General features: G+C 45.9%; 21 protein-coding genes and 1 tRNA gene. 7 read left to right on the forward strand and 15 right to left on the reverse strand.

Annotated features, from left to right (window positions below; translation table 11 throughout):
- Positions 1–92: 92 nt before the first annotated feature.
- The 4 genes from ACTQ50_RS12145 to ACTQ50_RS12160 form a co-directional block, all read right to left on the reverse strand.
- Positions 93–836, reverse strand: a complete 744-nt coding sequence (locus tag ACTQ50_RS12145) for a hypothetical protein (protein ID WP_441484430.1) — start codon at positions 834–836, stop codon at positions 93–95.
- Complete coding sequence (locus ACTQ50_RS12150; RefSeq protein ID WP_441484431.1) at positions 833–2,947, reverse strand: NAD-dependent epimerase/dehydratase family protein; 2,115 nt, start codon at positions 2,945–2,947, stop codon at positions 833–835. The genes ACTQ50_RS12145 and ACTQ50_RS12150 overlap by 4 nt, the downstream gene beginning before the upstream one ends.
- A gap of 305 nt (positions 2,948–3,252) precedes the next feature.
- Positions 3,253–3,981 (reverse strand): hypothetical protein, encoded by a 729-nt coding sequence (locus ACTQ50_RS12155; RefSeq protein WP_441484432.1) that lies wholly within the window; start codon positions 3,979–3,981, stop codon positions 3,253–3,255.
- 113 nt (positions 3,982–4,094) lie between these two features.
- A complete protein-coding gene (locus ACTQ50_RS12160; RefSeq protein ID WP_441484433.1) occupies positions 4,095–4,835 on the reverse strand; it encodes a DUF3825 domain-containing protein in 741 nt (246 codons plus the stop codon).
- A 378-nt stretch (positions 4,836–5,213) separates the two neighbouring features.
- Here ACTQ50_RS12160 and ACTQ50_RS12165 point away from each other — a divergent pair, with 378 nt between their 5' ends.
- From ACTQ50_RS12165 to rfbD, 4 genes are all read left to right on the forward strand, one after another.
- Positions 5,214–6,410, forward strand: a complete 1,197-nt coding sequence (locus ACTQ50_RS12165) for a MerR family transcriptional regulator (RefSeq protein ID WP_441484434.1) — start codon at positions 5,214–5,216, stop codon at positions 6,408–6,410.
- 191 nt (positions 6,411–6,601) lie between these two features.
- Entirely contained in the window at positions 6,602–7,498 is an 897-nt protein-coding gene (gene rfbA, locus ACTQ50_RS12170) for a glucose-1-phosphate thymidylyltransferase RfbA (protein ID WP_441484435.1), read from the forward strand.
- Positions 7,499–7,633: 135 nt separating this feature from the next.
- On the forward strand, positions 7,634–8,653 hold the full coding sequence (rfbB, locus tag ACTQ50_RS12175; RefSeq protein ID WP_441484436.1) for a dTDP-glucose 4,6-dehydratase: 1,020 nt from the start codon (positions 7,634–7,636) through the stop codon (positions 8,651–8,653).
- 14 nt (positions 8,654–8,667) lie between these two features.
- A complete protein-coding gene (rfbD, locus tag ACTQ50_RS12180; protein ID WP_441484437.1) occupies positions 8,668–9,609 on the forward strand; it encodes a dTDP-4-dehydrorhamnose reductase in 942 nt (313 codons plus the stop codon).
- A gap of 155 nt (positions 9,610–9,764) precedes the next feature.
- Here rfbD and ACTQ50_RS12185 read toward each other — a convergent pair whose 3' ends face one another.
- From ACTQ50_RS12185 to ACTQ50_RS12205, 5 genes are all read right to left on the reverse strand, one after another.
- Complete coding sequence (locus ACTQ50_RS12185) at positions 9,765–10,952, reverse strand: TM7S3/TM198-like domain-containing protein (protein WP_441484438.1); 1,188 nt, start codon at positions 10,950–10,952, stop codon at positions 9,765–9,767.
- A 92-nt stretch (positions 10,953–11,044) separates the two neighbouring features.
- Positions 11,045–12,289, reverse strand: a complete 1,245-nt coding sequence (locus ACTQ50_RS12190) for a transglutaminase domain-containing protein (RefSeq protein WP_441484439.1) — start codon at positions 12,287–12,289, stop codon at positions 11,045–11,047.
- Between the two features lie 43 nt (positions 12,290–12,332).
- The gene (locus ACTQ50_RS12195) at positions 12,333–13,844 is read right to left on the reverse strand and encodes an AAA family ATPase (protein WP_441484440.1); all 1,512 of its coding nucleotides are present in this window, start codon (positions 13,842–13,844) and stop codon (positions 12,333–12,335) included.
- A gap of 62 nt (positions 13,845–13,906) precedes the next feature.
- Positions 13,907–15,385, reverse strand: a complete 1,479-nt coding sequence (locus tag ACTQ50_RS12200) for a vWA domain-containing protein (RefSeq protein WP_441484441.1) — start codon at positions 15,383–15,385, stop codon at positions 13,907–13,909.
- Positions 15,382–16,269, reverse strand: coding sequence for a leucine-rich repeat domain-containing protein (locus ACTQ50_RS12205; protein ID WP_441484442.1), 888 nt, complete (start codon positions 16,267–16,269; stop codon positions 15,382–15,384). Before ACTQ50_RS12205 ends, ACTQ50_RS12200 begins: the two co-directional genes overlap by 4 nt.
- Before the next feature lie 112 nt (positions 16,270–16,381).
- Between ACTQ50_RS12205 and ACTQ50_RS12210 the strand changes: the two genes are divergently transcribed.
- On the forward strand, positions 16,382–17,020 hold the full coding sequence (locus tag ACTQ50_RS12210) for a PduL/EutD family phosphate acyltransferase (protein WP_441484443.1): 639 nt from the start codon (positions 16,382–16,384) through the stop codon (positions 17,018–17,020).
- Between the two features lie 68 nt (positions 17,021–17,088).
- Here the strand turns inward: ACTQ50_RS12210 and ACTQ50_RS12215 are convergent, their stop codons facing one another.
- Positions 17,089–18,588 (reverse strand): C40 family peptidase, encoded by a 1,500-nt coding sequence (locus tag ACTQ50_RS12215; protein ID WP_441484481.1) that lies wholly within the window; start codon positions 18,586–18,588, stop codon positions 17,089–17,091.
- Between the two features lie 271 nt (positions 18,589–18,859).
- On the opposite strand from ACTQ50_RS12215, the gene ACTQ50_RS12220 reads away from it, so the two are divergent.
- Positions 18,860–19,336: a hypothetical protein gene (locus ACTQ50_RS12220; protein WP_441484444.1), complete on the forward strand. Its 477-nt coding sequence runs from the start codon at positions 18,860–18,862 to the stop codon at positions 19,334–19,336.
- A gap of 177 nt (positions 19,337–19,513) precedes the next feature.
- Here the strand turns inward: ACTQ50_RS12220 and ACTQ50_RS12225 are convergent, their stop codons facing one another.
- On the reverse strand, positions 19,514–20,110 hold the full coding sequence (locus ACTQ50_RS12225) for a zinc dependent phospholipase C family protein (protein WP_441484445.1): 597 nt from the start codon (positions 20,108–20,110) through the stop codon (positions 19,514–19,516).
- Between the two features lie 378 nt (positions 20,111–20,488).
- Here ACTQ50_RS12225 and ACTQ50_RS12230 point away from each other — a divergent pair, with 378 nt between their 5' ends.
- Complete coding sequence (locus ACTQ50_RS12230) at positions 20,489–21,820, forward strand: polysaccharide deacetylase family protein (RefSeq protein ID WP_441484446.1); 1,332 nt, start codon at positions 20,489–20,491, stop codon at positions 21,818–21,820.
- A 78-nt stretch (positions 21,821–21,898) separates the two neighbouring features.
- Here the strand turns inward: ACTQ50_RS12230 and ACTQ50_RS12235 are convergent, their stop codons facing one another.
- The 4 genes from ACTQ50_RS12235 to ligA all read right to left on the reverse strand — a co-directional run bounded on the left by ACTQ50_RS12235 (position 21,899) and on the right by ligA (position 26,181).
- Complete coding sequence (locus ACTQ50_RS12235; protein ID WP_441484447.1) at positions 21,899–22,825, reverse strand: SH3 domain-containing protein; 927 nt, start codon at positions 22,823–22,825, stop codon at positions 21,899–21,901.
- A 52-nt stretch (positions 22,826–22,877) separates the two neighbouring features.
- Positions 22,878–22,949 (reverse strand) — tRNA-Arg (locus tag ACTQ50_RS12240).
- A 183-nt stretch (positions 22,950–23,132) separates the two neighbouring features.
- Positions 23,133–24,074 carry a homoserine O-acetyltransferase MetA gene (gene metA, locus ACTQ50_RS12245; protein ID WP_441484448.1) on the reverse strand — a complete coding sequence of 314 codons (942 nt, stop codon included), beginning with the start codon at positions 24,072–24,074 and terminating at the stop codon, positions 23,133–23,135.
- 148 nt (positions 24,075–24,222) lie between these two features.
- Entirely contained in the window at positions 24,223–26,181 is a 1,959-nt protein-coding gene (gene ligA, locus ACTQ50_RS12250; protein ID WP_441484449.1) for an NAD-dependent DNA ligase LigA, read from the reverse strand.
- Positions 26,182–26,239: the final 58 nt, after the last annotated feature.

Consider the following 26,239-nt stretch of genomic DNA (forward strand, 5'->3'; position numbering starts at 1 on the left):
TGGAGCATTCCTGATGACGTGCTGGTAACACGACATCATAAAGGGAATGCTCTTTTTCTTTCTATAGATTTATGGTCATTATAACCGTCTGTTCATGGACTGGCAAGCCCGATAGCTTTCGGATAAAAAACGGTAGCTATAACACCTTGTACCATAAGATTTTCCATCAGACATACACAGGTATGAAGATTTTTCTTTTTCCCCAACTGCTTTAACAAAAGCTGCGTATACTGATTTCTCTGGATCTGTTCCATCTGCTTCTCCATAAATCCCTGGCTCAGATACTCTTTCAGAAAATCACAGTATTCTTCCAGAATTGCCGTATCATCCGGTGCATCCATATATTTCTTCTCGATTTTTTGCAGTCTGTAATCATATTCTTTTGACAATTCCACCATGGCAGTGATCGCATAATGGACCACCTCTACATCCTCATTCATGCGCGCCTGCTTTAATAATTCTACATATTCTCCCGGATCATCATTCAGAATATTCATGATCAGTTCCCGGCGTCTGGCAGGGTCGTTTAGAACAAGCGCCTCTTCCAGGGGGACCACATCCCTGTCATTCTCCTCCCTGACCTGAAACATATTCTTATAGATTTCCTCGTTAACCCTGAGCTTTTCCACGCCCACTGTTTTCACCTGGTCTGTGCCGGAAAAAAGCTGAAAATGTATGAGCAGGACACACACTGGTCCCCAGACTGGTACAAATACTGCAACAGGCAGCATATACATCTTTACCTTCAAAAAACCTGTGCGTATTCCAAACCAGATCAGTATGCAGATCATCAGATGGATCACAAGTGCCGTGATTCCCATTGCTGTCTTTATCATGCTTCTTCTCCTGCTGCCTCTTTTCCTGCCGGAACATCGAGTACCTTTCCCCCGAAACCTTTTCTTTCCAGACGTCCAAGGACAAATGGAAGTGCCTTGTCATCTGCCTGTGTCAAAATCAGATATAATTCTCCTTCTTGGGAAATACCACGGATATCGTTCTCCCTGATACATCCATCTAACGCTTCATCGGCTTCCTCAAGTGTCATATTCTCATACTTCAGCTTCAGAAGGATATAAGAAGCCATCTTCTGCTCACGCATAGAATGCTGAAGCTCCAGGCTTTTTTCGAAATATTCCGGTTTCAGGATCCTTGTCTTTTCCACATATTTCCTGTATTCTGTAGCCTCCTGATATTCAAGGGCACGTAAAAGTGAGGTTTCTACCAGACCGCATAAGATCTGGAACAGATTCATATAGTATAAAGTCAGTTGCTCATTTTTTACCTCCTGGATGCAGATCAGCATTACCAGACTGCCTTCTCTCCTGATGCCAGCCATATACATGGGATAGCCATTTATAAAATCCCGGTTTGCCCATACCTGTCCCTTTTCCAGCGCATCCATGGCAAACGTATACTCACTTAATCTGATAGAAGCAGAGTACATTCCCTGAGACTTAGGAGATGCAGCTTCCAATCTGCCGTATCCATTTTTCTGACTGAGGGAATAAAAAGCAAATGTCTCATTCTCCAGAACTTCTTCCATAATGTGCATAGTTTCAATAAACAGTTCCTCTGGCTGTACAATATCCAGTTTCCTGGTAATGTCAAAGATCTTTCCAAAGCTGTCCTTACTGCCCAGGATCTGTTTTTTATATCTTTTTTTGTCCAGAAGGGTTTCCTGGTACAAATCCCGCATAAAGATAAATTTTTCCCGGATCAACTGGTTCTCTTCTGACACAAATTCCAGATTTTCTCTGTTTTTCATTCGCACATAACCGCATACGGCCCCTGTGGCAAAATAGAAGATAAACGGGATCCAGTTGGCTGGTTCGTAAAAAAGAGTGTACCACCTGGTTCCCTGGCTTTCATATGCAAGAAACAAGGATACTGCCTGGGCTGCTGCCCCTGCAATTCCATATCCCAGTCCGTAAAGGCTTCCAAATAAAACGATAAACACAAGACGCAGATCGATCATATGAAACTGGGCCTGGTTTCCCAGAAGATGCTGCAAAAACTCAAATGCCAGAAAGCTGACCACAAACTCACAGACTCGCAGTACTTTTTTATTGCGGTTTCCAAAACTGGTAAACCAGTTTATTTTTTCACCGTTATTTTGAGTGTTTTCTTTATATTCTTCATACATTTCCGAAATATGATCTAATACCGAAATCTTCGGAAACCAGTTATAATTTATTCGGATCTGTTTGTCATCTTCTTTTATTTTTTCTATTGTGGCACTGCTTTTATAGATAATGGAAACTGGGGATAAAATCTTTTTTAGTTCTTCCGTTACGTCCCAAAAACTGACAGCAAATACATCTGGCACATTCAGTATCTCTTCCTCATCACTCCAATTGTCATAAAGCTTGAACATCAGCTCTGCAAGATCCATGGGATATAAAAAATAAGCCTTCTGCTCTGGCGCTTCCTGAAAAAACTGCTTCTGATTCTCTTTCGCAGCTTCAAAAATCCGATAAAAGAAATCTTTCCTGTAAATCCCAGAGCACAAATATGGCGTCCGCAATATTTTCACCTTCAGATCATACAGCTTCGCATAGCGTCTACACACATCTTCCGCATTTTCTACCAGCAACGTCTTGCCAGTAGGCACATCGTACATTCCTTCCGGACCTGTTACATAAAGAAAATGGCTCTCCTGTCCCTTCCTGCAATATTGCAGAAGCTTACGAAGATTTTCCGCCTCTCCTTCCAACTCTCCATGAAAGGTCAGATAATTTGAAAAGTACACCACTGCCTCAAATTCGTATGTTCTGAAAATATCTCCCAGCTCCAGCTCCGTCTTAGGAAATGGCCTGGAAATGATCTGCTTTTTTCGCACTGTCTTTAGCATTTTGTTTCCAAGCACCATTACCTGACATTCTGGAAAGGCTTCCTCTATAAATTTCCCTGTCACATAACCGGTATTCCCGGCCAGTAAAACCTTCATATATCTTCGCTCCTGTTATCCATTCGAATTACTTCTGTCCGTTTAGCATACCTTATTTCGGTAAAATATCCTATTGGCATTTTTCCGAAAATTCTTTTGAATTTTGCAGACTTTTTTCTTTCAGAATGTGTTTTCACTTCTTCAAGCTTACCTGGGTACTGATGTCCATTGTGATTTTGTGTATGATTGCCATGATCCTTTATGGGATTCTCGCATTTATTGAAAAACATTATCTGAAAAAATTATAAGAAAAAGGCACTTTTCCAACAACTGTTAACACCTTAAAAGAGGAAACGTGTCACTTTTTACACGTTTCCTCTTTCTGCAAGCTTTGTCAGCCATTTCACTGCATTTTCTACATTCTCTGAATTTGCCAGGATACCGATCTTAATCGGCTCATAGGCTACTTCCAGGTCGCTTGCCAGCTGATCGGAAGTGATGGTAATGCTATACTTATCCTCCTGCTCTCCAAAGGCCTGGTAAACATCCTCTGGCAAAAGCTCTGTCAGATCCATAAAATACTCATCTTTAAACTCAAACCCATCCATATACTGCTCAGAACCGATCAGCACATCCACAGCCTTTGCTGCCACCTTAGTGGTAAATGCCATCTGGCTGTAAGACTCCAGCGCCACTCCATCTTCGCCGGTGCGCAGGCTTTCGTCCACAGTGACAACCTCATAGGGATCGTCCTGGATCCCCAGGGCTTCCTGCACCTTCTCCTCGGCTTCTTCCTGCTTCATTCCGTAGGAATCAATTACCATAACGGTAAGTGCTGTGTGGATCTTGGAATTCTGGTACAGATCTTTTGCAAAAAAGGCAATGGCGATCACTGCCACCACTGCTGCCATCTGGGGCTTATAGTATGCCCAGATATACTGAAGCTTGCCTCCCAGTCCCATGCTGGACAGCTTCATCTTCTCAAGCTCCCGCTTCTCCTTCTTGGTCAGATCCGATTCGTGCTTGTACCGGATGTCGTTCTCGTCAATTTTCTGTGGTTCTTCCTGGTTTTCGTCTTTTAATTCGATTCTCATATGTTCTCCTGTGCTCTGTTTCTCTTCCATAATATTTCTAAATTGTAACACGTTTTTCATATTTTGAACAGACTTTCCAGGATAAAGTCACAGTTCTTTCACAGTTACAATGGCTACGCCCGCAGCCAGCTCCCATCCAGCCGGGCCAGAAGTCTTGCATTGTGGTACGCCATCCGAAGTGTCAGGCAGGTACGCCCAAGATATTTGGTCCCGTCTGGAGTTTTCATACAGGCCAGCGCCAGATCCGGAATGCCGGGGTTTTGCAGGCAGATGGGGATCAGAAGCTGAATGGAATGGTTGTAATACTGGGGGATGGCTGCCTTATAGTCTGACTCCAGGATCCGTCTGGTCTGCTGCAAAGCTCCGTCAAAAAGTTGCACCCGCATGCCGCTTTCCCGTACTGCGCTTGGCAGTCTTCTCACGTTCTCCTCATCATCAAATATATGCTCATACTGGGGAACCACCGGCAGCTTTGTATCAAACACCAAGTCCGAAGGATTTTCCACATAACTTGCCCTGGGAGGCAGATCTCTGATTTTAATTTTTAAAAGTGAGTAGTCGGTATAAAATCCTTCCAGATACCATTTCTGTCTGTCCGGCACAACATTGGGTACGAAATAGGCGTAAATCGGCTGATAATACTGATTAAAGAGTCCTGTGTGAAAAAGTGCATATTCTTTTTCTTCTGTCACTTTTCCTTCCTCATACAGTCTGCGGAAGGTGTTTTCCAGATATCCTTTTAAAATCCCATAATCCCCGGATTCTCCAAAGCTCCACTTTTCCGGGGATATCCTGGCCAGATTCTGTATCTGGCGGTTATAATTTCCGCAGTATGTAAAATCGAATAGGTTCATTTTAACCTCCTGTCCATTTTCTTCTCCTCTTTACATTTTATTGTGGAAAAAAGCTGGCAGAACTGCCAGTTTACAAGAATCGTTACGGTCCACCAACGAACCGGTAACCCGAAATATTCTCGGTCACACTGACCTTGATTAAAGGGTAGCACACCCACAGGGAAAGTACAAGAAAAAGCGTTCGTCGCTTTCCGACAGAAGGTGACAGCCGGTTACGGTTCACAGGCAGCCTGCTCAGCGCGGAATGTTGCCAGGGAACAGTAACTCGAACAACAGCTGCACAATTTTCCATTGCACCGAAACGATTTTTTTTCTATAATATTTTTATATACAGGGCTGGAGCATTTCAGCACAGCACTCCGCCCGGGAGGTATGTTTGTGAAAAAAGAGGGCTACTACTCTTCTGGCCAGTTTGCCCGGATGGCCGGTGTAACCTTGCGGACCATCCGCTACTATGACCAGCACGATATTGTGAAACCATCTCTTGTCTCCGATTCCGGAGCCAGATTTTATACAGATGGGGATTTCGCCAGACTTCAGCAGATCCTGCTTTTGAAGTACCTGGGCTTTTCCCTGGAGGACATTCGGGAGATGACCATTGAGGATCCGGACAGCCACTTTATGCTCAACGCCCTGAATGTACAGCTGAAGCTGGTACAGGACCGGATCGAGCAGATGCAGCTGGTAGAAAAAACCTTAAAGGACACCGCTCAGGCGATTTCCGAGGAGCACACCGTAGACTGGAGCCGTATGCTGGATCTGATCCATCTGACAGTTATGGAAAAGAGCCTGAAAAACCAGTACCAGAACGCTTCCAATATTTCTTCCAGAATCAATCTGCACAGCCTGTATTCCGTAAATCAGGAGGGCTGGTTCCCATGGATCTTCCGGCAGTGCCAGATCCATGAGGGCATGAACATCCTGGAGCTGGGCTGCGGAGATGGTGCATTGTGGACCCAGAATCTGGAACGGCTGCCTAAAGGTGTGCACATCACCCTGTCCGACATTTCACAAGGCATGCTTCGTGACGCCAGACGTGCCATCGGAGGCAGCGACCCCCGTTTTTCCTTCAAAGCCTTTGACTGCCATACCATTCCGGCAAGACTTGGAACCTTCGACCTGGTAATCGCCAACCATGTTCTCTTTTACTGTGAGGATATTGGAAAGGTCTGCCAGAATGTCCAGAAGCTGCTGAAGCCAGGAGGCCGTTTTCTTTGCAGCACCTATGGTTCCCGGCACATGCGGGAGGTCAGTCTTCTGGTCCAGTCCTTTGACGAGCGGATCGCTCTTTCTGCAGACAAACTGTACGAGCGCTTCGGACGGGAAAACGGAGCCCAGATCCTTTCCCCTTATTTTCAGCAGATCACATGGAAGGCTTATGAAGATGAGCTGATCGTCACCGATGCAGAGCCGCTTATCTCCTATATCCTCTCCTGCCACGGCAACCAGAATCAGTACCTACCGGACCGTTACAAGGATTTTCGGGCTCTTGTTAAGAAGAAAACAGAAAATGGCTTCCATATTACCAAGGACGCCGGAGTATTTCTTTGTGAAAAAGTAACAAATTTAAAATAATTGTAAAAAAGCCCTTGAAGATGACGTAAGGTAACCTTTTATAATACATTCACAGACACAAGTCAGGGCCATAGAAATGCTGTACCAACAGTATTCACAGACGACTGAGCAATTACGTCCCTGACACCATCAGATCTGTTACGGTTTCTTACATAAGCCGTAACATAATTCTACAAAAGGAGAATGATATTATGAAGGGAATTATTTTAGCCGGTGGATCCGGTACCAGACTTTACCCGTTAACCATGGTTACCTCCAAGCAGCTGCTTCCAATTTATGATAAACCAATGATCTACTATCCGCTCTCCGTTCTTATGAACGCAGGGATCCGCGATATCCTGATCATTTCCACACCACAGGATACTCCCCGTTTCGAGGATCTTCTTGGTGACGGACATCAGTTCGGCGTTCATCTTACCTACGCCGTACAGCCAAGCCCGGATGGACTTGCCCAGGCCTTTATCATCGGCGAAGAATTTATTGGAAACGACACCGTTGCCATGGTTCTTGGAGACAATATTTTCGCAGGACACGGCCTTAAGAAACGTCTGAAAGCCGCTGTTGAAAATGCAAGCACAGGAAAAGGTGCCACTGTATTCGGCTACTATGTAGACGATCCGGAGCGTTTCGGTATTGTAGAATTCGATCAGGAGGGCAAAGCTGTTTCCATCGAGGAGAAGCCGGCGAAACCAAAGAGCAACTACTGCGTAACCGGACTTTACTTCTACGACAACAATGTGGTAGAATATGCAAAGAACTTGAAACCAAGTGCCCGCGGAGAGCTTGAGATCACAGACTTGAACCGTATTTACCTGGAAAAAGGCCAGTTAAATGTAGAGCTTCTTGGACAGGGCTTCACATGGCTTGACACTGGTACACACGAGAGCCTTGTAGACGCTACCAACTTTGTAAAAACAGTAGAGACTCATCAGCATCGTAAGATTGCCTGCCTGGAAGAGATTGCATACTTAAACGGCTGGATTTCCAAAGAAGAGGTTATGGAAGTTTACAACGTGCTGAAGAAAAACCAGTACGGCCAGTATCTGAAGGATGTACTGGATGGCAAGTATATGGATGTGCTGCACTAAGCAATAATTCACTTATACACTTTATTTTTTTATCGACCCCCTGACAGCCTGAACAGCCTTTGCAGCTTGTCATATAACCATGGTCCATCTGCACACCATATTCAGGCTCTATAAAAAGCAAAGGAGAAACAAGAAATGAACATTATCGTTACCGGCGGTGCCGGATTTATCGGAAGCAACTTTATTTTCCACATGTTAAAAAAATACCCGGATTACCGGATCATCTGCCTGGACTGCCTTACCTATGCAGGTAACCTTTCCACACTGGCACCAGTTATGGACAACCCGAATTTCCGTTTTGTAAAAGAGAGCATCACAGACCGCGAGGCTGTTTACAAGCTTTTCGAAGAAGAACATCCGGACATGGTTGTAAACTTCGCAGCTGAGAGCCACGTTGACCGTTCCATCGAGAACCCGGAAGTGTTCCTGAACACCAATATTATCGGTACTGCTGTTCTTATGGACGCATGCCGCAAATACGGAATCAAACGTTACCATCAGGTTTCCACAGATGAGGTTTATGGAGATCTGCCTCTTGACAGACCGGACCTGTTCTTCACAGAGGAGACTCCGATTCACACAAGCAGCCCATACAGCTCTTCCAAGGCTTCTGCTGACCTTCTGGTACTTGCTTACCACAGAACCTATGGACTTCCAGTATCCATCAGCCGCTGCTCCAACAACTACGGCCCATATCATTTCCCGGAAAAACTGATTCCGCTTATGATCGCCAACGCCTTAAACGACAAGCCACTTCCAGTTTATGGAAAAGGTGAGAACATTCGTGACTGGTTATATGTTGAGGATCACTGCCGCGCCATCGACCTGATCATCCACAAAGGACGTGTAGGCGAGGTTTACAACGTTGGCGGACACAATGAGATGAAGAACATCGACATCGTTAAGATCATCTGCAAAGAGCTTGGCAAACCAGAAAGCCTGATCACATATGTAACAGACCGTAAGGGCCATGACATGCGTTATGCTATTGATCCGACCAAGATCCACAACGAACTTGGCTGGCTGCCGGAGACCAAATTCGCAGACGGCATCAAGAAGACCATCCAGTGGTACCTGGATAACAAGGAATGGTGGGAGACTATCATTTCCGGAGAATATCAGAATTATTACGAGAAAATGTACGGCAACCGCTAAGGAGGGCTGTTTTTATGAAACTGTTTGTAACAGGTGTGGCCGGTCAGCTTGGCCATGATGTAATGAACGAACTTAACAAACGCGGATACGAAGGGGTAGGCTCTGACCTTGCCCCGGAGTATAGCGGGATCCAGGACGGTACTGCTGTCACCACAATGCCTTATGTTTCTGTAGACATTACAGATGCTGCCGCTGTGGAAAAAGCCATCACAGAAGCAGGCGTAGACGGCGTAGTACACTGCGCGGCATGGACAGCTGTAGATGCCGCTGAGGATGAGGACAAGCAGGAAATCGTCCGCAAAGTAAATGTTCTTGGTACAGAGAATATTGCAAAGGTCTGCAAAAAGCTTGGCATCAAAATGATGTATCTTTCCACAGACTATGTATTTGACGGCCAGGGCACTACTCCATGGGAGCCGGACTGCAAAGCCTATAAACCTCTCAACGTCTACGGTCAGACCAAACTGGACGGCGAGCTTGCAGTTTATAACAATGTTGACAAATTCTTTATCATCCGTATTGCATGGGTATTTGGCAAAAACGGCAAGAACTTTATCAAGACCATGTTAAACGTTGCCAAAACACACGATACCTTAAAGGTTGTCAACGACCAGATCGGTACTCCTACCTATACTTATGACCTTGCCCACCTGATGATCGATATGATCCTCACGGACAAATACGGTTACTACCATGCAACCAATGAGGGTGGTTATATCAGCTGGTACGATTTCACAAAGGAAATCTTCCGCCAGGCTGTAGAGCTTGGACATACCGAGTATGCCGAGGATAAAGTGACAGTTCTTCCAGTTACCACTGCTGAGTACGGTGTTTCCAAGGCTGCCCGTCCATTTAACAGCCGCCTGGATAAGAAGAAGCTGGTAGAAAACGGCTTCACACCTCTTCCAACCTGGCAGGATGCACTGGCAAGATATCTGAAAGAGATTGAGTTTTAGGATTCGTTAGCACGGCAGCCGCAAGGGTCTCATGCAGGCATGGACTTTGGCTCGCCACTCACATAAATCGCATAATAAAATGCAGCTGGTTTCAAAATGCATTGTTTTTATAACAATTTTAACATTTTGAAATCAGCTGCGTTTTTTAATCTTTATTATCTTCTCTTCTGATAGGGACTGGCGCCGTTTTTTCGTTTTTTCTGGCTTTTCTTCTTGTTCTCGCCATAGTAGTCTTCCAGATATTCCTCGATCACATCATCCTCATCCACACCATACTCGTCCAGGATCTCATCAATTTCTTCGTCATCCGCATTGGAAAGATCATCATCCAGATCCTCTACCGGGTTCCTTCTGGCGTATCTGCCGTCAGCCTCTTCCTCAGGAGATTCATAGCTGTAATCCTCTTCCTGTTCGTAATCTTCCAGACGTTTTCTGCGCTGCTCACGGGATTTTCTTCTTGCAGCCGGAGAATCATCGAAATCATATTCCTCGTTATCATAAGAAGCTGCACGTTTCCTTCTGCCGCTTTTTCCAGTTTCCATTTCCATGTCTGGTTTCTTTCTGGAAGCTTTACCACCTGCAGAGTTTCTGCTGGCCCTTTTTTCTCCACTGCGATTATCTGCATTTTTTTCGTTTCTTTCTTTGGAAGATCTGCGCCTTGGCTCTGTCTCTTCCTCATCCCCATCAGCTTCTCTTTTTCTTCTCTTTCCCTGGGGCACTTCTTCCTCTTCCTCGTCGTAATCATCCTCATATTTCGGTTTATTGATCGTAAACTGGATCAGCATTCCTACAAGGGCAAAACCAACGGAAAAGATGATTCCAAAGGGGATTTCTTCCATATTGGCCAGCTTGGCTGTGGCAAAGCCACTTAAAATACCGCCCAGGATACTGCTTCCCACAATGATCACTTCCCGCTCATAGCGAAGAGCCAGCATTCCAAGCCCCACACCTGCCAGAAGACAGATAAAAAAGCTAAAGGAGGTCGTTGGATGGATAATATAAACCGTAAGCGTCAGCCCGATTCCAGCACCCATAATAAAAATACCAGCTTTAAACACCGCAAAGGAAAGGATCGCAAGGATCAATCCCACACCAATCATTCCCACTGCATAGTAGAGCTTCTCTCCAAATCCGATCTGATAGACGGCAAACAGACCAATGCCTGCTCCGATCAGAAATCCAAAGATCATCATCCAGAATCTAAGCAGCCGGTAACCAAGAACACAATTCATGATTCCAAACACAAGCACCACTCCAAAAATCACCATGGATAAGGTGCCTGCAATCTGCATGTCATGTACTCTTCCAGCAATGTTCATCACATTTTGCAAAATATCAATCATAGTTTTACCTCCTCCCTGAAGTCACATTCCACTTCAGCCTTCATCTGCCAGAATCCGCCTGGCAAATCATTCTTTTAATGGTTGATAGATTTTCAAAACATATAATAAATCGTTTTCAGATTTTCCAGAATTCCATAATGGTACTCTACCTGACTCATACCATACAAGGTCATATAATATCTGGCTGCCTCCTGAATGGCATCTCCGTTGATCCATTCTGCCTTCGCCTGGTCAAAAGCCTCCTGACTGGAGAACTTAAACCGCACTACTGCCGCCCCGTTATTTAACCGCATCTGACAGTATGCAAGAATTTCCTGATAATCATAGCTGTCAAAGCAGCCCTGGTTCAGCACATAGAAATTCATGGCTGTGGCAGTACATTCCGGAACCGGAAACTCCTCAGATGGTGTGTACGTCATCTCATACTCAGAAGGAAACGGACACAGATAATCATATATGATCGTCTTATGCTCTGCAAGCTGAACCGCATCTCCCTCCAGAAATTCCGGCTGGTCGCCATTGGTAGCATCAAAATAATAGTACTCCCCATTCAGGGTGATAATGTTCCAGGCATGTCCTTCTGTACTTCCTGCAGTACTGCCCTCCACATAAATACAGGGAACGCCAAGATATTCCAACAGATACTGGGCTGCCCCTGCATATCCGGCACAGACCGCCTGCTTTTTCCAGAAGATTCCAGCCATACTCTGGTCATCCTCAGATTCCTGATATTCTGCGTTGTCAATAAGATACGTATAAACGGTTTTCGCCTTTTCGTAATCATCAGCGCCCTCCGGAAGCAGTGCGCTTACCTCCTGACAGGCATTCTCTGCTGCAGCCTGAATCTCCTGCATTTCCTCATCTGTGTAGCTGTAGCCAGGCGAAAACATGCAATAATTGGCATCTGAGAAGGTGGTTTTATACACCTGCTTCCGGTTATGTACCCAGAACAGCTCCGGATGGTCCATCAAAACAGCATGATAAACCTTATTGACCGTATCGTCATCATAGATGGTAAGATAAAATTCCTTCTCCCTTGCCTTGATCCCATCTATCATTTCCCGATAGCCCCGCTGCTCTTCTTCGTTCAGCAGCCCAAAATAGTATTCCTGGCTGGTTCCTTCTGTATCCGTATCTGCCACTTCCTGTTTCCGCAAATCCCGGACCTCCTTAGGCTCCCCGGAGAAAATCTCAGGAGCGTTGTCCAAAAGCCCCTCTCCTACCTTTACAAGCAGATCAGAAGGCTCATACTGCTGCTGATAAATAAATACGCCCAGGGAAATTGCAAGCACAAGCAAAATAATAAAAATAATTTTCCAGGGTTTTCTTTTTCTCATTCCGTCTCCTTATCGTTGCTGCGAATCCGTCAAACAATCACGTTTATCCCAGCTGGCGGATCCGTTCCAGAATGTCTCTGGTATTTTCCCGGAATAGAAGCTCTTTATTATAGCGGTAATATCTCTCACAGGAATACTCCTGAAGGAAAGAAACCGCCGGGCTGCTGGTATTCAGCTCTGTGATAAACACCACCAGCTCCTGACCGCCTGCAAAGGCGCTCTCCATAAAGTCAAAGGCATATTCCAGATGCCTTGCCGCCTGGTCAAATTCCTCCTCATAGCCTTCTTTTTCCTCATTAAACCAGTCTCGGAGAAGGGAAAAAGCAGCCTCTCCATCCTGAACATTTTCTTTTTTCAGATCCATCACATAGCGTTCCAGAGTGTCAAGGACCTGCTGATCATGATGGATATCTTCCCTTGATAAAAGCCCCGCCTTTTTCTTTGCCCCGGAATCTGCCTGATAGCTATTTTTCACATCCTCCAGATAAATAACCGGCTGGTCCTTCTGCGCTCCCATAAGAGGCTCCTTAGCTTCTTTTAACAGGTCAAAAACAGTAGCCAGCTTCTCTTCCTCTGCCTGAACTTTTCCAAAGGCCTTATTTAATCTGGATAAAAGAAGTCCTGTAACACTCAGTTTCTCGTCAAAGGAAGCATGCGCTGCTTTTTTCACCAGAATATCATCAATATGGCCATTTAGTACCTCATCGATCTGATAATCGGTACGATACTTATAGAAAAGCTCCAGATAGTTGGCAAAATCCCTGGCGATCTGGGGATGCTGGATATACTGGACTACCACGTCCTTATCCACGGTCTTGTCCAGCTTTTCATAAACCTGGATCAGCCTGGACAGGTCTTCCCAGCCTCGGGGCGTTGCAAAATTCTTGCCATCCACTGTGCTCTCCATCTTATAAAAATTAGAGGGCCTTGTATTCAGATAAGAGATCACCGCCGGATGGATGCCTCTTGTATACGCATATTCTCTCCATGCATCAAAATCCGGCTCTACCAGGATCTTCTTCACACGGTCCATGGTCACCACATCAAATTCCCGGACAGATTTGTTATATTCCGGCGGATTTCCTGCTGCCACGATCAGCCATCCCTCCGGGATCTTATGGCTTCCAAAGGTTTTGCACTGAAGGAACTGCAGCATGGCAGGAGCCAGTGTCTCGGAAACACAGTTGATCTCATCAATAAACAGAATTCCTTCCCGAAGGCCGGATTCCTGGATCTTCTCATAGATGGATGCCACGATTTCACTCATGGTATATTCTGTCACAGCCATCTCTTTCCCGTCAAATTCTTTCTTTGAAATAAAGGGCAGGCCAATGGCGCTCTGTCTGGTATGGTGGGTAATGGTATAGGAAACCAGCCCAACCTTACACTCTCTGGAAATTTGCTCCATGATCTGCGTCTTACCGATTCCCGGCGCTCCAATGAGAAAAATCGGACGCTGGGCCATGGTTGGGATCTCATATTCCCCATATTCATTTTTTAAAAGATAGGCCTCTATGGTGTTGCGTATCTCTTCTTTTGCTCGTTTGATGTTCATAATGTTCTCCTCGTCTTTACAGATTGGCATTTCTTACTTTTAAAACAGCCCTTTTTGTTTCCCTACAAGATTTCTGTCCCCTTTAAGTCCTCTTCCCCAAGGATCAGCTTGATTGCCCATGGCGGCACGTCAATATCCTGGTAATCCTCCTTCATAAACACAAAGGCAGTCTCGTAAGGCGGCATTTTCGCCGGATAGATTCCATACCCATCTGTAAAATAGATCAGTCCCCGAAGCTTTGTAAACTTTTTTGCCCCAAGGAGCTGTTCCACATAAGTAAAAGCAGGGCGGAAATCCGTGCCGCCTCCTCCTTTCACTGTGAAATGGGACATATATTCTTTTAACTGCATGGCATTTTCGATCACCACATCCGACTGGACCTTCTCATCACACTGAAGAATGTGCACATGGATCCGTCTGAAAAAGCTCTCCGATTCACTTAACACACTGTAGGTTTCCTCCAGAAATTTCTGGACCAGTTCTCCTTTACAGGACATGGAAGTATCGATGACAATCACAAAATCCTCTACCTTCCGCTCCTCCTTCGTCTCTAAAGGTTCGATCAGAGGCATATTGCCATACAGGTTCATTCCATAATTGTAAAATATATAATCGAAAGTGTCCATATCCACTTTCATTTCTTCTTTTAAAACAGAAAACTTCCTTAAAAATTCTTTATAATCATAGCGGTTGCGGTTCTGGGCACGCAGCTGCTCTACAAGAGTCTCACCGCCCTCTCCCGCTTCCTTGGAAAAGGTCTCCATCTCCGTCTGCATGCGGTTCCGGATGTCGTCCCAGTTCTTTTTCCGCTGGGACATCTGGGGACTGTTTGGGTGATTTTCGTACCACTTCACATGATCATCCTGGGCAAACTCCCTGCGCAGCTCCTGCATTTTATTCTCAGGCAGATGAAGGGACTGAAGCTTCCGGTAAACTCTCTGAGCCGTCAGAACCTTTCCTTCCTCCAGGATCAGCTGCAGTGCCTGGCGCTTCACCATGGACACTGGCTGGTGTACGCATTTCAGATAAAGCCCGTCGATGATGTTCTCCACCGTAATGTCACAGGCAAGATTCCAATACTGCACATCCACAGCCGGATTTCCCTCCTCATCCCGCTCTGGGAAGCAATGGAGAAAAATACAATGCCAAAGGCTGTGAAGATAGATCCGGTTTACCTTCTCCTGGCTTCGCCGAAACAGTTCCATCAGCTCTTCCGGCTGATAATACAGGGCTGTGCCATCCGTTCCCACAGGATGTACTCCCATATCCCCCTGAAAAACAAGAGAAGAAAGGGCACAATCCATAAAACGCATGTTCAGATAAAGCTGGTTTCTGGAACTGGATAAAATATCCTGACAGATCGCTTCCGCAGCTAATGCCCGTTCCTGCGCATCATGAACCGGATTCACATTATATGGTGTTTCTGCACCATATAACGTACTCGCCGGATATACCACTTCAGCGCCCTGGACATTCTTCTCTTTATATAACGATTTTTCCTCATCAAATGACTTCAATTTTCTCTCCTGTGGATTACTCATAGATCAAAACTTCTCCTCCTGGATGGAAAATGCACTCTCTGATATTCCATAAGCATACTTAGGATCTCCGCTGACTTCACTGTGTCTGCCAGGCTTACAAGCCCTGTAAACAGTTCTTTCTGGTCACTTGTAAGAGGATAGGTATGAAGAAGCCATTCCAGTTCCTCCCCTCTTTTTTGCCGGATAAAATCGGAGGCGATCTGCTCCATATGTTCCCTTAGATACTGCTCATACTGAGTCTTCGCCTGGTCAGTCAGTCCGGTTGGCAGGTGCAGTCTGCCGTAAACCATTTCTCTTAGAAAATCAGCAGATTCCTGGGCTCTTGCCATCTCGAACCGCTTGTCGTACTCCAGAAAGTGGAATACCTTTCCCTGAAAACAATTCCGATAGTAAAGACCGCTTCCATGAACCTCCGTCATCAGAATTCTGGCAGGCGTGTTCTCCACACCTTCCTCGTAGTATTCCGGGAACCAGAGCATGGCCTCCACTTTCCCATAAAGATGTACCCTGAGCTCTTCCCCGATTTCGGACAGGATCTCCTTAAGCCCGGACTGCTCGCTGTTCATCAGAACCTCCAGCCTGCGGATCCTGTGACAGCCTGTAAAGGCTCCGCTTCCAAGATCTGCAAAGTCACTAGAAAACCATAGTTCTTCCAGATTGCGGCAGTTATAAAACCCATATCGGCCTATTTTTTTCACACCGGAGGGGATCCGGATCAGCTGGCAGTTCTTTACGGAGAACAGATATTCCCCAAGCTCCGTCACCGGTACTCCATCCACCTGTTCCGGAATTTCCACGATCTGCGGATCTCCCTCAATTTCTGTTACTACAGCATGATCTTCCTTAATATCAAAGGTAAAACCGCTGTCTGTATGCTTTTTCATTTTACACGCTCCTATGTACACTCCTGTAAACAGTAACATAAAAAATGCTTGATATTTTTTCTCATTAAGATTAAACTTGTATGAAATCATAATTTACATCGGAGGAATTCCCATGAGCATCAAGATCCCAATTGAAACCTCAGCCCGGCATATCCACATCTCCCAGGAAGATTTTCATTTTCTTTTCGGAGAGGATGCCCAGCTTCATTACATAAAAGAATTAAGCCAGCCTGGACAGTATCTCTGTCAGGAACGGCTCACGGTAAAAGGTCCGAAAGGCGAATATCAGAATATGGCCATCCTGGGGCCCTTCCGTAAGGAAACCCAGATTGAGCTTTCCCTCACAGACACCCGCAAGATCGGACTTCCTGGTCTGATCCGCCAGTCTGGTGATACCGCCGGTTCGCCTGGATGTACCCTGATCGGTTCCAAGGGCGAACTCACCATCTCCCATGGGGTGATCGTCGCCAAGCGCCACATCCACATGACACCTGCCGATGCGGTTACCCTTAAGGTAAAGGATAACGATGAAGTCTTTGTCCTCACCAAGAGCTTCGGCCGGGCCCTTATTTACGCAGATGTGGTTGTCCGTGTGGACTGGAGCTACCGTCTTGCCATGCATGTAGATACAGACGAGGCCAATGCTTTTTCCAACGAAACAGAGCCTTATGGGGTAATCGTAAAATTCTTCGATGATAATTACAATACGGACAAATGGATTGAGGATGTATTGTCTGGAATCAACCGATAGCTGCTATATTGACGCAGTATATGAAAAGTGCTTCCTACCCGAAACCGGGTGTGGAAGCACTTTTTACGTCACTGAATTCCAATTGTGGCAGATAACAGTTCCTGAAGGGAATTGGTAACCATAATTCCTGAGAAGTCTGTCTCTGCTGTCTGAGCCGCCTTCCCGCTGCCTACAGTTCCAGTCTCCTGGCTGCCAACCTCTGCAGCATCTCCATAGGATACCTGGCTGAATACACTTACATGCTGTCCAGCCTCAAACAGCTCCTGAAGGCTGTTTGCAACATAAAGGCTTCCCGGTGAAACAGTTCCATTTCCGGAAGGATCGATGGTAACCGTATCCATATCTCCTGAGGTAGACAGGTTCGCATTGATCAGATCCTGAAGATTATTGGCTACATCAATACCAGTAATAAACTGTGCTGTGGTGATCGCCTCACCGCTTCCTCGCATCTGTGCTACCTGATCTGCGTTCGGATAGAAGGATGGCTGACGGATATAGCGGAAGCTTGCACTGTAAGCCTCACCTACTGTAACACCATTCTTACCGGAAGAACAATGCACAACGATCCAGTCGCCTGCATCTGTCTTACCACAGATAATACCTACATGATTGGAGCTTCCAGCTTCCGGACCGCGCTGGAAAACAAGGTCTCCAGGCTGCGCATCTGCTTCGCTTACTACATTGGCTCTCTCCCACTGATCAGAAGTACCACTTCCAACCGCTGCGATCATAGCCTGATCCTGATATCCATTGATCACTGCCCAGGTAACAAAACCACTGCAGTCAAGACCATATGCCCGCAAAGATCCGGTACTCTGACTTCCTTCTGCAGTAACCTGTTCAACAGCTCCCCATTCAGGATCCATTCCGATCACAGTAGATTTACCGCCCCAGAAATAACCAATCTTTCCCACAAGGGAATATGCAGCGGCAATCACATTTACACGCTCCTCTGATACATCTTCTCCCACACTCTGCCTTACAAAGCCCTTGGCAGCTGTAACTGTGGCACAGAGAAGCTCACAGTCTGTTTCCAGATATTTCTTAAGGATTCCTCTCTCTGACTTGGGAATCTTATTCTTCTTAATGTAATAATTAATATGGTAATTTCCATACGTAACCCTGCTGGAATCATTCTCATCACGGATAACCGGATTCATCTGGGCAAAAATAGCTGCAAGGTCATCTTTGCAGGAGGCATCCAGGGTATAAGAAGTAACTCCCTGAAGACTCTGCTCATAAACATATACTGCCAGAATATCCTGCCAGTTGCGCACAAGAAGGGAATCTGCAGATGTGGTAACACCGCCTGTGGTGTCTGATACATCTGTAAGCTGATTCTGTTCCTTATACTCCTTCTCGATCTGATCCATAATATCTGCAAAATCATCCGAAAATGACAGCTGATAATTCTCCTGCAGGCTATTCAGATAAAATTCCTTACCTGCATGAAGATTGGATGCATAATAAACCGGCACACCGTTAATTGCCTGAATGTCCGTTCCATCTGTAAAACCATTGGCCGGATCATCTGCTGCTTCTGACATATGGCTGATGGTCTTTTCCATATCCGTAAGCAGCTTATAGTTCGTAACAGCCGCCTTCTCTTCATCAGAAAAACTGTCATATGTCTTGCGAAGTTCTTCCACCTTGGTCTTCTTCGCATCATTAAACTCCAGCGCGTAAGCAGCATCAATCTCCTTGATCAGAGCCTCTACCTTCTGCTGGCTCTCTGTCAGCAAGACAGGAGTCACACTGGGATCCGGGGTATCACTTGGTTCTGGAGTGATACTTGGATCTGGGGTGTCACTTGGCTCCGGTGTCACACTTGGATCTGGGGTGTCACTTGGTTCCGGTGTCACGCTTGGATCTGGGGTGTCACTTGGTTCCGGTGTCACACTTGGTTCAGACGGATCTGGTGTTTCCGTAGGCTCTGCCGGCGCTTCTGTAGGCTCCTCCGGTTCTGACGGTGCTTCTGTTGGCTCCGAAGATGGCTCGTCTGCTTCTGCAGGAGCCTCCGAAACCGTAGGTGCAGTCTCGTCTGCTGTGGTCTTCCCCTGTGTCTCATCTGTCTGTATAACTGTTTCGGTTCCTGACAAGGATGCCTCGTCTGCGGCAAAAATTCCTACCGGACCATTCATGGACACGGCAGCTGCCATGGTGATACATAAACACTTTGTCAGATATTTATTCTTCATATTCAAAAGATGCTCCCTTCTATCTATGAACATCCCTTTACTCCCCTATATAAAGGTATGCATTCTTACCTCAAAGGCAGTTCGTATTAAATCATTAACATACATTATTGTAGCATAAACACCTGCTTAAATCAACCGTTACTGTCCACGATCTAAGCAGCAATAAGTTACGGTCCAGAACCTGGCCAGCAACTGCAGTCATTCCTCTGCCCCCTGCTTTTCAGAGCAAAAAAAATACCAGTGCCGACTCCACAGATCTCATGCTGTGGTCTCCCGGCACTGGCTTCTCCTCATATCAGCATGCAGCCGGAAACAGAATATTCTCCCTGCCAAGCCGCCTTGCAGCCAGCTGCAGGATTCCATGAATCACCTGTGAACAGGTTCTGAGAATATACTGAACATCCTCTGCGGTATTGCGCTCCTTAAGAAGATATCTTTCATGAACCTTCCGGATATATTCTACAAGATCCTGAAAATTCTCAAAATACACAGGTGTAATAACCATCTGGCCTGCAGCGCCGCTCTCTATGTAGCGCTTCAGGTGATTCTTAAGGTGCTTTTCGTATTTATTGTGCTCATACAGATTACCGGTAAAGTTCTTATTATGTGGAAAAGTAAAATAATCTGCCATATAATGCATGACTTCACCAAATCTGCGCCAGTAAACGCGCTCCTTGCCTTCCTGGGGACTGCTGTTAATAAGCGCCTTCATCTTCTCCTGAATTTCCTCGAAGGTACCGAAGTACTCATGCTTCTTGGTCAGAAATGAGGGCTTGATGTCTGGAAGGATACTTCCAAGGCAAAACGCCTTTCTGTGGGACTGCAGACTCTTATCAGCAGGCATCTGGTCTGCCAGATATCTGGCTACCAGTATATGGGATTTTTTACGCAACCGCTTCCTCTTCTTTCCTGTTCTTATCTATTGTAGCAGATAAGAAACACTAAACTGTAAAAAGCTTTTGTACATGCTTTTTGAATTATAGTTATCATAATTTAATATAGCAGAATCTTATGTAAATTTCAAATGAACATTTTCTGATTTTCTGTGAATTATTTGCCATAAAATATACAGATTGCACAATATTAAACTAACTCTCATCAGTCTTGTCAAACTCCTCCTGACAGATTATCTCCTGACATAAATTAAGCCGGTCTTGTTTTTTCCTGTCATATATTGTATGATTAGAAAGAATGAGATGGCAGGGAAAAAATCAGATTTATATTACTTTTCTTTTGCCATCATGAAATTGCTACATAAAGGAGGAATTATATGCCTGGCCATAAACCTCGGACAAATAAGGGGCTGGCGGTGGCTGCAGTTCTCATGTGCCTGGCCTGTGGAGTTACGTTTACCCAGTCTTCCGCATCCCGCTCACCAATTGCTGACACCCAGACTCCTGATATGTTCGTAGCTGGAAATACAGATGATTCTCAGCTTCAATCAAATGGTGTGGCAGCTGAAAATACCAATACAGAAGGTGAGACTACACCAGAGGAAGTCACTCCTACGGAAACACCTGTTGATACCCCTTCACCTGTTCCAGACGCTTCTGATCAAGCACAGGATACTTCTTTTGAAGTCTCTCCGGAAGCTTCCCAGGGTGTATGGACTCCAGTTGACAGCAGCTGGTACTTCATGATAAATGGTGAGGGATACAAAGGCTGGCTCACAGATACAGACGGCCATCGTTACTATTTCGATGAAAATGGTGTCATGCACACCGGTTGGCTTGAGCTAGATGGAAACCGCTATTATTTCAATGCAGACGGTGTTTTGCAGACTGGTGATGTGACCATAGATGGTGAAATTTATCATTTTGGTGCTGACGGAGCCCAACAGGGAGATCCTATGGCAGCAGATGACAGTTCTGACAGGGGACTGGTGTTCTATATGAATACTGCAGCAGCTTCTACAGCTGACAATCTCACAGCTTCTGCGGCAGATGCCAAGGCATCTGCTTCAGAAGCTGATGTTTCCTCTGCGCCTACCGCCACACCTGAACCAAAGGGAATGATCGCCCTTACCTTCGATGACGGCCCCAGCGATTTTACCGACCGACTTCTGGATTGTCTGGAAGCCAATAACGTAAAAGCTACTTTTTTCCTGGCAGGTCAGGAAGTGGAATATTTTCAGGAGCCGGTAACACGTATGGAAGAGCTTGGATGCGAGATTGGCAACCACTCTTATGATCATCCCGATCTTTCCACCCTTTCCGCAGATGATGTGACAAGCCAGCTTTCCCGTACCGATCAGCTGATCGAGGATCTGACAGGTCATATCGCCACAGTTGTCCGTCCGCCTTACGGTTCCTTTAACGATACCGTAGCAGGTATCGCTGCAAGGCCATTGATCCTGTGGTCTGTAGATACCCTGGACTGGGAAACACAGAATGTGGACTCCACAGTACAAAATGTGATGGACAATGCCGCTGACGGTCAGATCATCTTAATGCATGATATCTTCAAAGAATCGGTAGATGCGGCGGAGATTTTTATCCCACAGCTGCTTCAGGAGGGCTACCAGCTGGTAACGGTCAGTGAGCTGGCGGCTGCCAAGGGAATCACACTGGAAAATGGAGTTTCTTACGGATCTTTTTCATAAATAATCAAAACAAGACCAGAAAACGAAATTTACTTTGAATTGTAAATTTAGGTTTTCTGGTCTTTTCTTCTTTCTACGTTATTCAGTTTTCTCTTCCAGAAGGCTGCTGTGAACGTAGGCTGTGGTTCCTTCATAATCAATCTGGATCCAGTCTCCGCTTTCGCCCTCTTTGACAACCTCTGTGCCAACGGCAAGGCCACCGATCACATCTGCATCACTGCTTGCTTCTGCGCGGACATTGCAGTCCTCTGTTACAACCAGTGTGGTTCCATCTGCTGTCTCAGTGGATCCTGCAACGTCATCCCCAAGCCCCTCAAGGAATGCGGCAAGTGCAGAATCTGCTTTCTGGGCGTCCTCGTACTGCTTCTGTACTTTGGACTTCAGTTCCTTAACGTCATCATCCTGACGAAGAGAAACCTCATATTTCGTTATCTCGTCACTGTCACTATGGGCAGCGCCATCAATCTTCCAATTTCCGTCTGTGTCCTTCACTACGTAGAACTCAGCAAGCGCAGGCACCTTTGTATCAATCCCCTGACAGATGTAGTAAAAACAGGAATATACTACATAGGAATCGTCATCAAGCCCCTTTTTCGTGTAGATATCACCTGCTTCATACCCTTCAATATACTTGGCATTGGTAATCTTAGACTCATCTGCCGGTGCAAGATTATCTACCAATGTACGTAATGTGGTAATATCTTTATCCCCCAGAGCCTTGTAATAGCTCTTGATCAATGAAGTAATCTCTTCATTTGCTGTTTCCATGGGATTGGCGTCTTTCTTCTCGTCAGTCTCCCCATCATTTGCCGGAGAAGAAGGAACATTTCCCTGGTCGTTGTCTGTTGTCTCCTGATTCTCGGTTGTATCCTTGCTGGAATCGCCCTTCCCGCTTCCCATAAATGCACGGACACCAAAAAACAGGACAACCACGATTAACAGAATCGCTCCGCCAAGCATAAAGTAGCGAAGGTTATCTGATAACCATTCTCTGAAATTATCCAAGTTCTTGTCCTCCTTAATACAACGCACCGGAACGCCCGATCGTTCCAGGCAACACACCTGAAGGGAATCGAACCCCCGCACATGGTACCGGAAACCACTGCTCTATCCACTGAGCTACAGGTGCATAAAAATTCGAGTGTTGAATTATCAATGTACAACCACTTCGACCTAAAAAGTATAGCACAATATCCACAAGATGTAAAGTTTTTTCTTTTGGTTGAATAGTTGTGCCTAATTGTGAAATAGCGGTTACTGACAATGAAGGCCCCCTGCACCACAATCTCCGTTGCAGGGGACCTTACTTTTCTCACTCCTTAGAAATACTGGAAAAATCAGGTGTCCCGTAGAGGTCGTATGGGGTGCTCTGATATACGTAGTAATTCAGCCAGTTGGTATACAGGTTGTTGGCATGGGCTCTCCACAGCAGCAGCGGACCGTTTTCCGGATTGTTGTCGCGGTAGTAGTTTTCGGGCATTTCAATGGGGAGGCCTTTGCCAAGGTCACGTTTGTACTCTCCATCCAGGGTGACACGGTCATATTCCGGGTGTCCCATTACGAAAATCTTGCGGCCGTCTTCTGCCATGGCAAGGAAAAGGCCAGCCTCGTCAGATTCTGCAAGAACAGTCAGGTCTTTGCAGGCATGGACATCCTCAATAGGAACTTCCGTATGTCTGGAATGAGGAGCAAGGAATACGTCATCAAAGCCTCGTACCAGCGGGATCTTGCGGTTCATTACTTTGTGCCAGAACAGGCCGAACATTTTCTTATCCAGCTTCCGTTTCTTAAGGCCATAGAAGTGGTAAAGTGCAGCCTGGGCTGCCCAGCAAAGGAAGATCGTAGAGGTTACATGTGTCTCGGACCAGTCCATGATCTGTGTTACCTCTTCCCAATAATCCACCTCTTCAAACTCCATCTGCTCTACCGGAGCTCCGGTAATGATCATTCCGTCGAATTTCTTATCCTTCAGTTCAGAGAAAGTCTGATAAAATTTATTCAGATGGCTCTTGGAAGTATTCTTTGCCTGATGGGACTCCACAGCCATGAAGCTCACATCCACCTGCAGCGGCGTATTCGAAAGGGAACGAAGAAGCTGCAGCTCGGTCTCTTCCTTCAACGGCATTAAATTCAAAATCAGAATGTAAATTGGACGGATATCCTGGTGCAAAGCACGATTCTCGTCCATAACGAATAAGTTTTCTTTTTCCAGGATCTCCTTAACTGGGAGATCACTTTGTATTTTAATTGGCATTACCATTTCCTCCTGTATCTATAAGTACTTTTTCCGTCACAGGATAAAGCACTTGATTTCATTTATAAAATCCACATAACGATCCTATTCTTAACGGAACTCTACTGGACAAAAACAATGAAAAACGGCGCTGTAAAACAAACGCGCCCTACTTCTCCCCCGCCAGTTCCAGGAAATCCTCTTCCGAAAGGATTGGAATTCCAAGTTCCTGTGCCTTCTTGTTCTTGGATGAAGTAGATGTCTTATCATTATTGATCAGGTAATCTGTCTTTTTCGTCACAGATCCGGTCACCTTTCCGCCCCGGGCTTCAATAAATTCCTTTGCCTCAGAACGATTGGAAAAATGTTCCACACTTCCTGTAATAACAAAAGTTTTCCCAGCAAATATCTGTTCTTCTGAAGTCTCCTCATGGATCAGATGAAGATGGTCAAGCAGATGATCCAGTTTCTTATTATTCTCTTCGCTGCTAAAATAATCTGCAAGACTTCCAGCGATCACCGGACCGATTCCCTCAATGGAACTGATCTCTTCCACATCTGCGTGACGGATCTTCTCGATGTCATCATCAAAATATTTGCAGATCACCTTTGCATTGGCAAGACCGATTCCTGTGATTCCAAGACTGTAGATCACCTTTGCAAGGGTAGTCTCCTTCGCCCTTTCAAGGCTTGCCATGAGATTATCAAAGGATTTCTGGCCAAAGCCCTCCATCTCCACGATCTGCTCCTTATATTTTCCAATCTCGAAAATATCCCCGAAATTGTGGATAAATCCCATAGCAATAAACTTCTCCAGAGTTGCCTCGGAAAGTCCGTCAATGTTCATGGCATCCCGGCTGGTAAAAAGGCTGAAGGACTTGATCTTCTTGGCCACGCAGTCCGGGTTCATGCAATATAAAGTTTCCACGTCGTTTTCCTGGCGGATGCGTGCCTCATGGCCGCACACCGGACATTTATCCGGGATCACCAGATTTCCGCTTCTGGTTAAGTTCTCTGCAATCTGGGGAATGATCATATTCGCCTTGTAGACTTTAAGGGTATCCCCGATTCCCAGCTGTAATTCCTTTACAATACTGATATTGTGTACGCTGGCGCGGCTTACTGTGGTGCCCTCCAGCTCCACCGGTTCAAAAATTGCCACTGGATTGATCAGCCCGGTTCTGGAAGGGCTCCATTCCATATCCACCAGTTTGGTCTCCCGCATTTCATCTGCCCATTTAAAAGCAAAAGAATTTCTCGGAAACTTCGCCGTACTTCCCAAGGACTCTCCATAAGCAATATCGTCATAGGTTACCACCAGCCCATCTGATGGAAAATCATTGTTTACAATAGTAGTGGAAAAATAGTCCATAGCCTCATCCAGTGTCTCAGACGTAACCACTTTATATTCCACAACCTCGAAGCCCTGCTCCTTCAGCCACAGAAACTGCTGCTCCCTGGAATTAGAGAAATCCACATCCTGGGCGCTTACCAGGGCAAAGGCATAAAAGCGCACATTTCGTTTCGCTGTGATCTCATTGTTCAGCTGGCGCACAGAGCCGCTGCAAAGATTTCGGGGATTCTTATATTTCGCGTCCGCATCTCCGATGGTCTCATTGATCCGTTCAAACTCGGAGTAGGTGATAATCGCCTCTCCGCGAAGCACCAGCTGTCCCTTATAAGGAATGCGAAGGGGAATGTTCTTAAACACCCGGGCATTGTTGGTGATCACCTCACCAACTACTCCGTTTCCCCTTGTGACTGCTTTTGCAAGCTCCCCATTCTCATAAGTAAGAACAATTGTCAGTCCGTCCAGTTTCCAGGACAAAAGGCATTTGTGGCTTCCAATAAAATCCCGTAGCACTTCCCTGTCCTTTGTCTTATCAAGGGACAGCATGGGACTTGGGTGCTCTTCCTTTGGAAGCTCATTGACCGCCTCGTATCCGACTCGGATGGTAGGGCTATTTGTGAGTACGGTTCCGGTTTCTTTTTCCAGCTGCTCCAGCTGGTCGTACAGGCTGTCGTACTCCTGATTGCTCATGATTTCCCTGTCTTCCTGATAATAGGCTTTCGCGGCCTGGTCCAACTTTTCTACCAGTTCTTTCATTCGCTGTAGAGAATTTTCCATGATGTCCTCCTGTTTTCCTGTTATGATTGCCAGAAGCAGCCTTACTTTGTGAAGCCGG

This window comes from Blautia sp. Sow4_E7, from assembly GCF_052116245.1.
Lineage (GTDB): Bacteria > Bacillota > Clostridia > Lachnospirales > Lachnospiraceae > Blautia_A.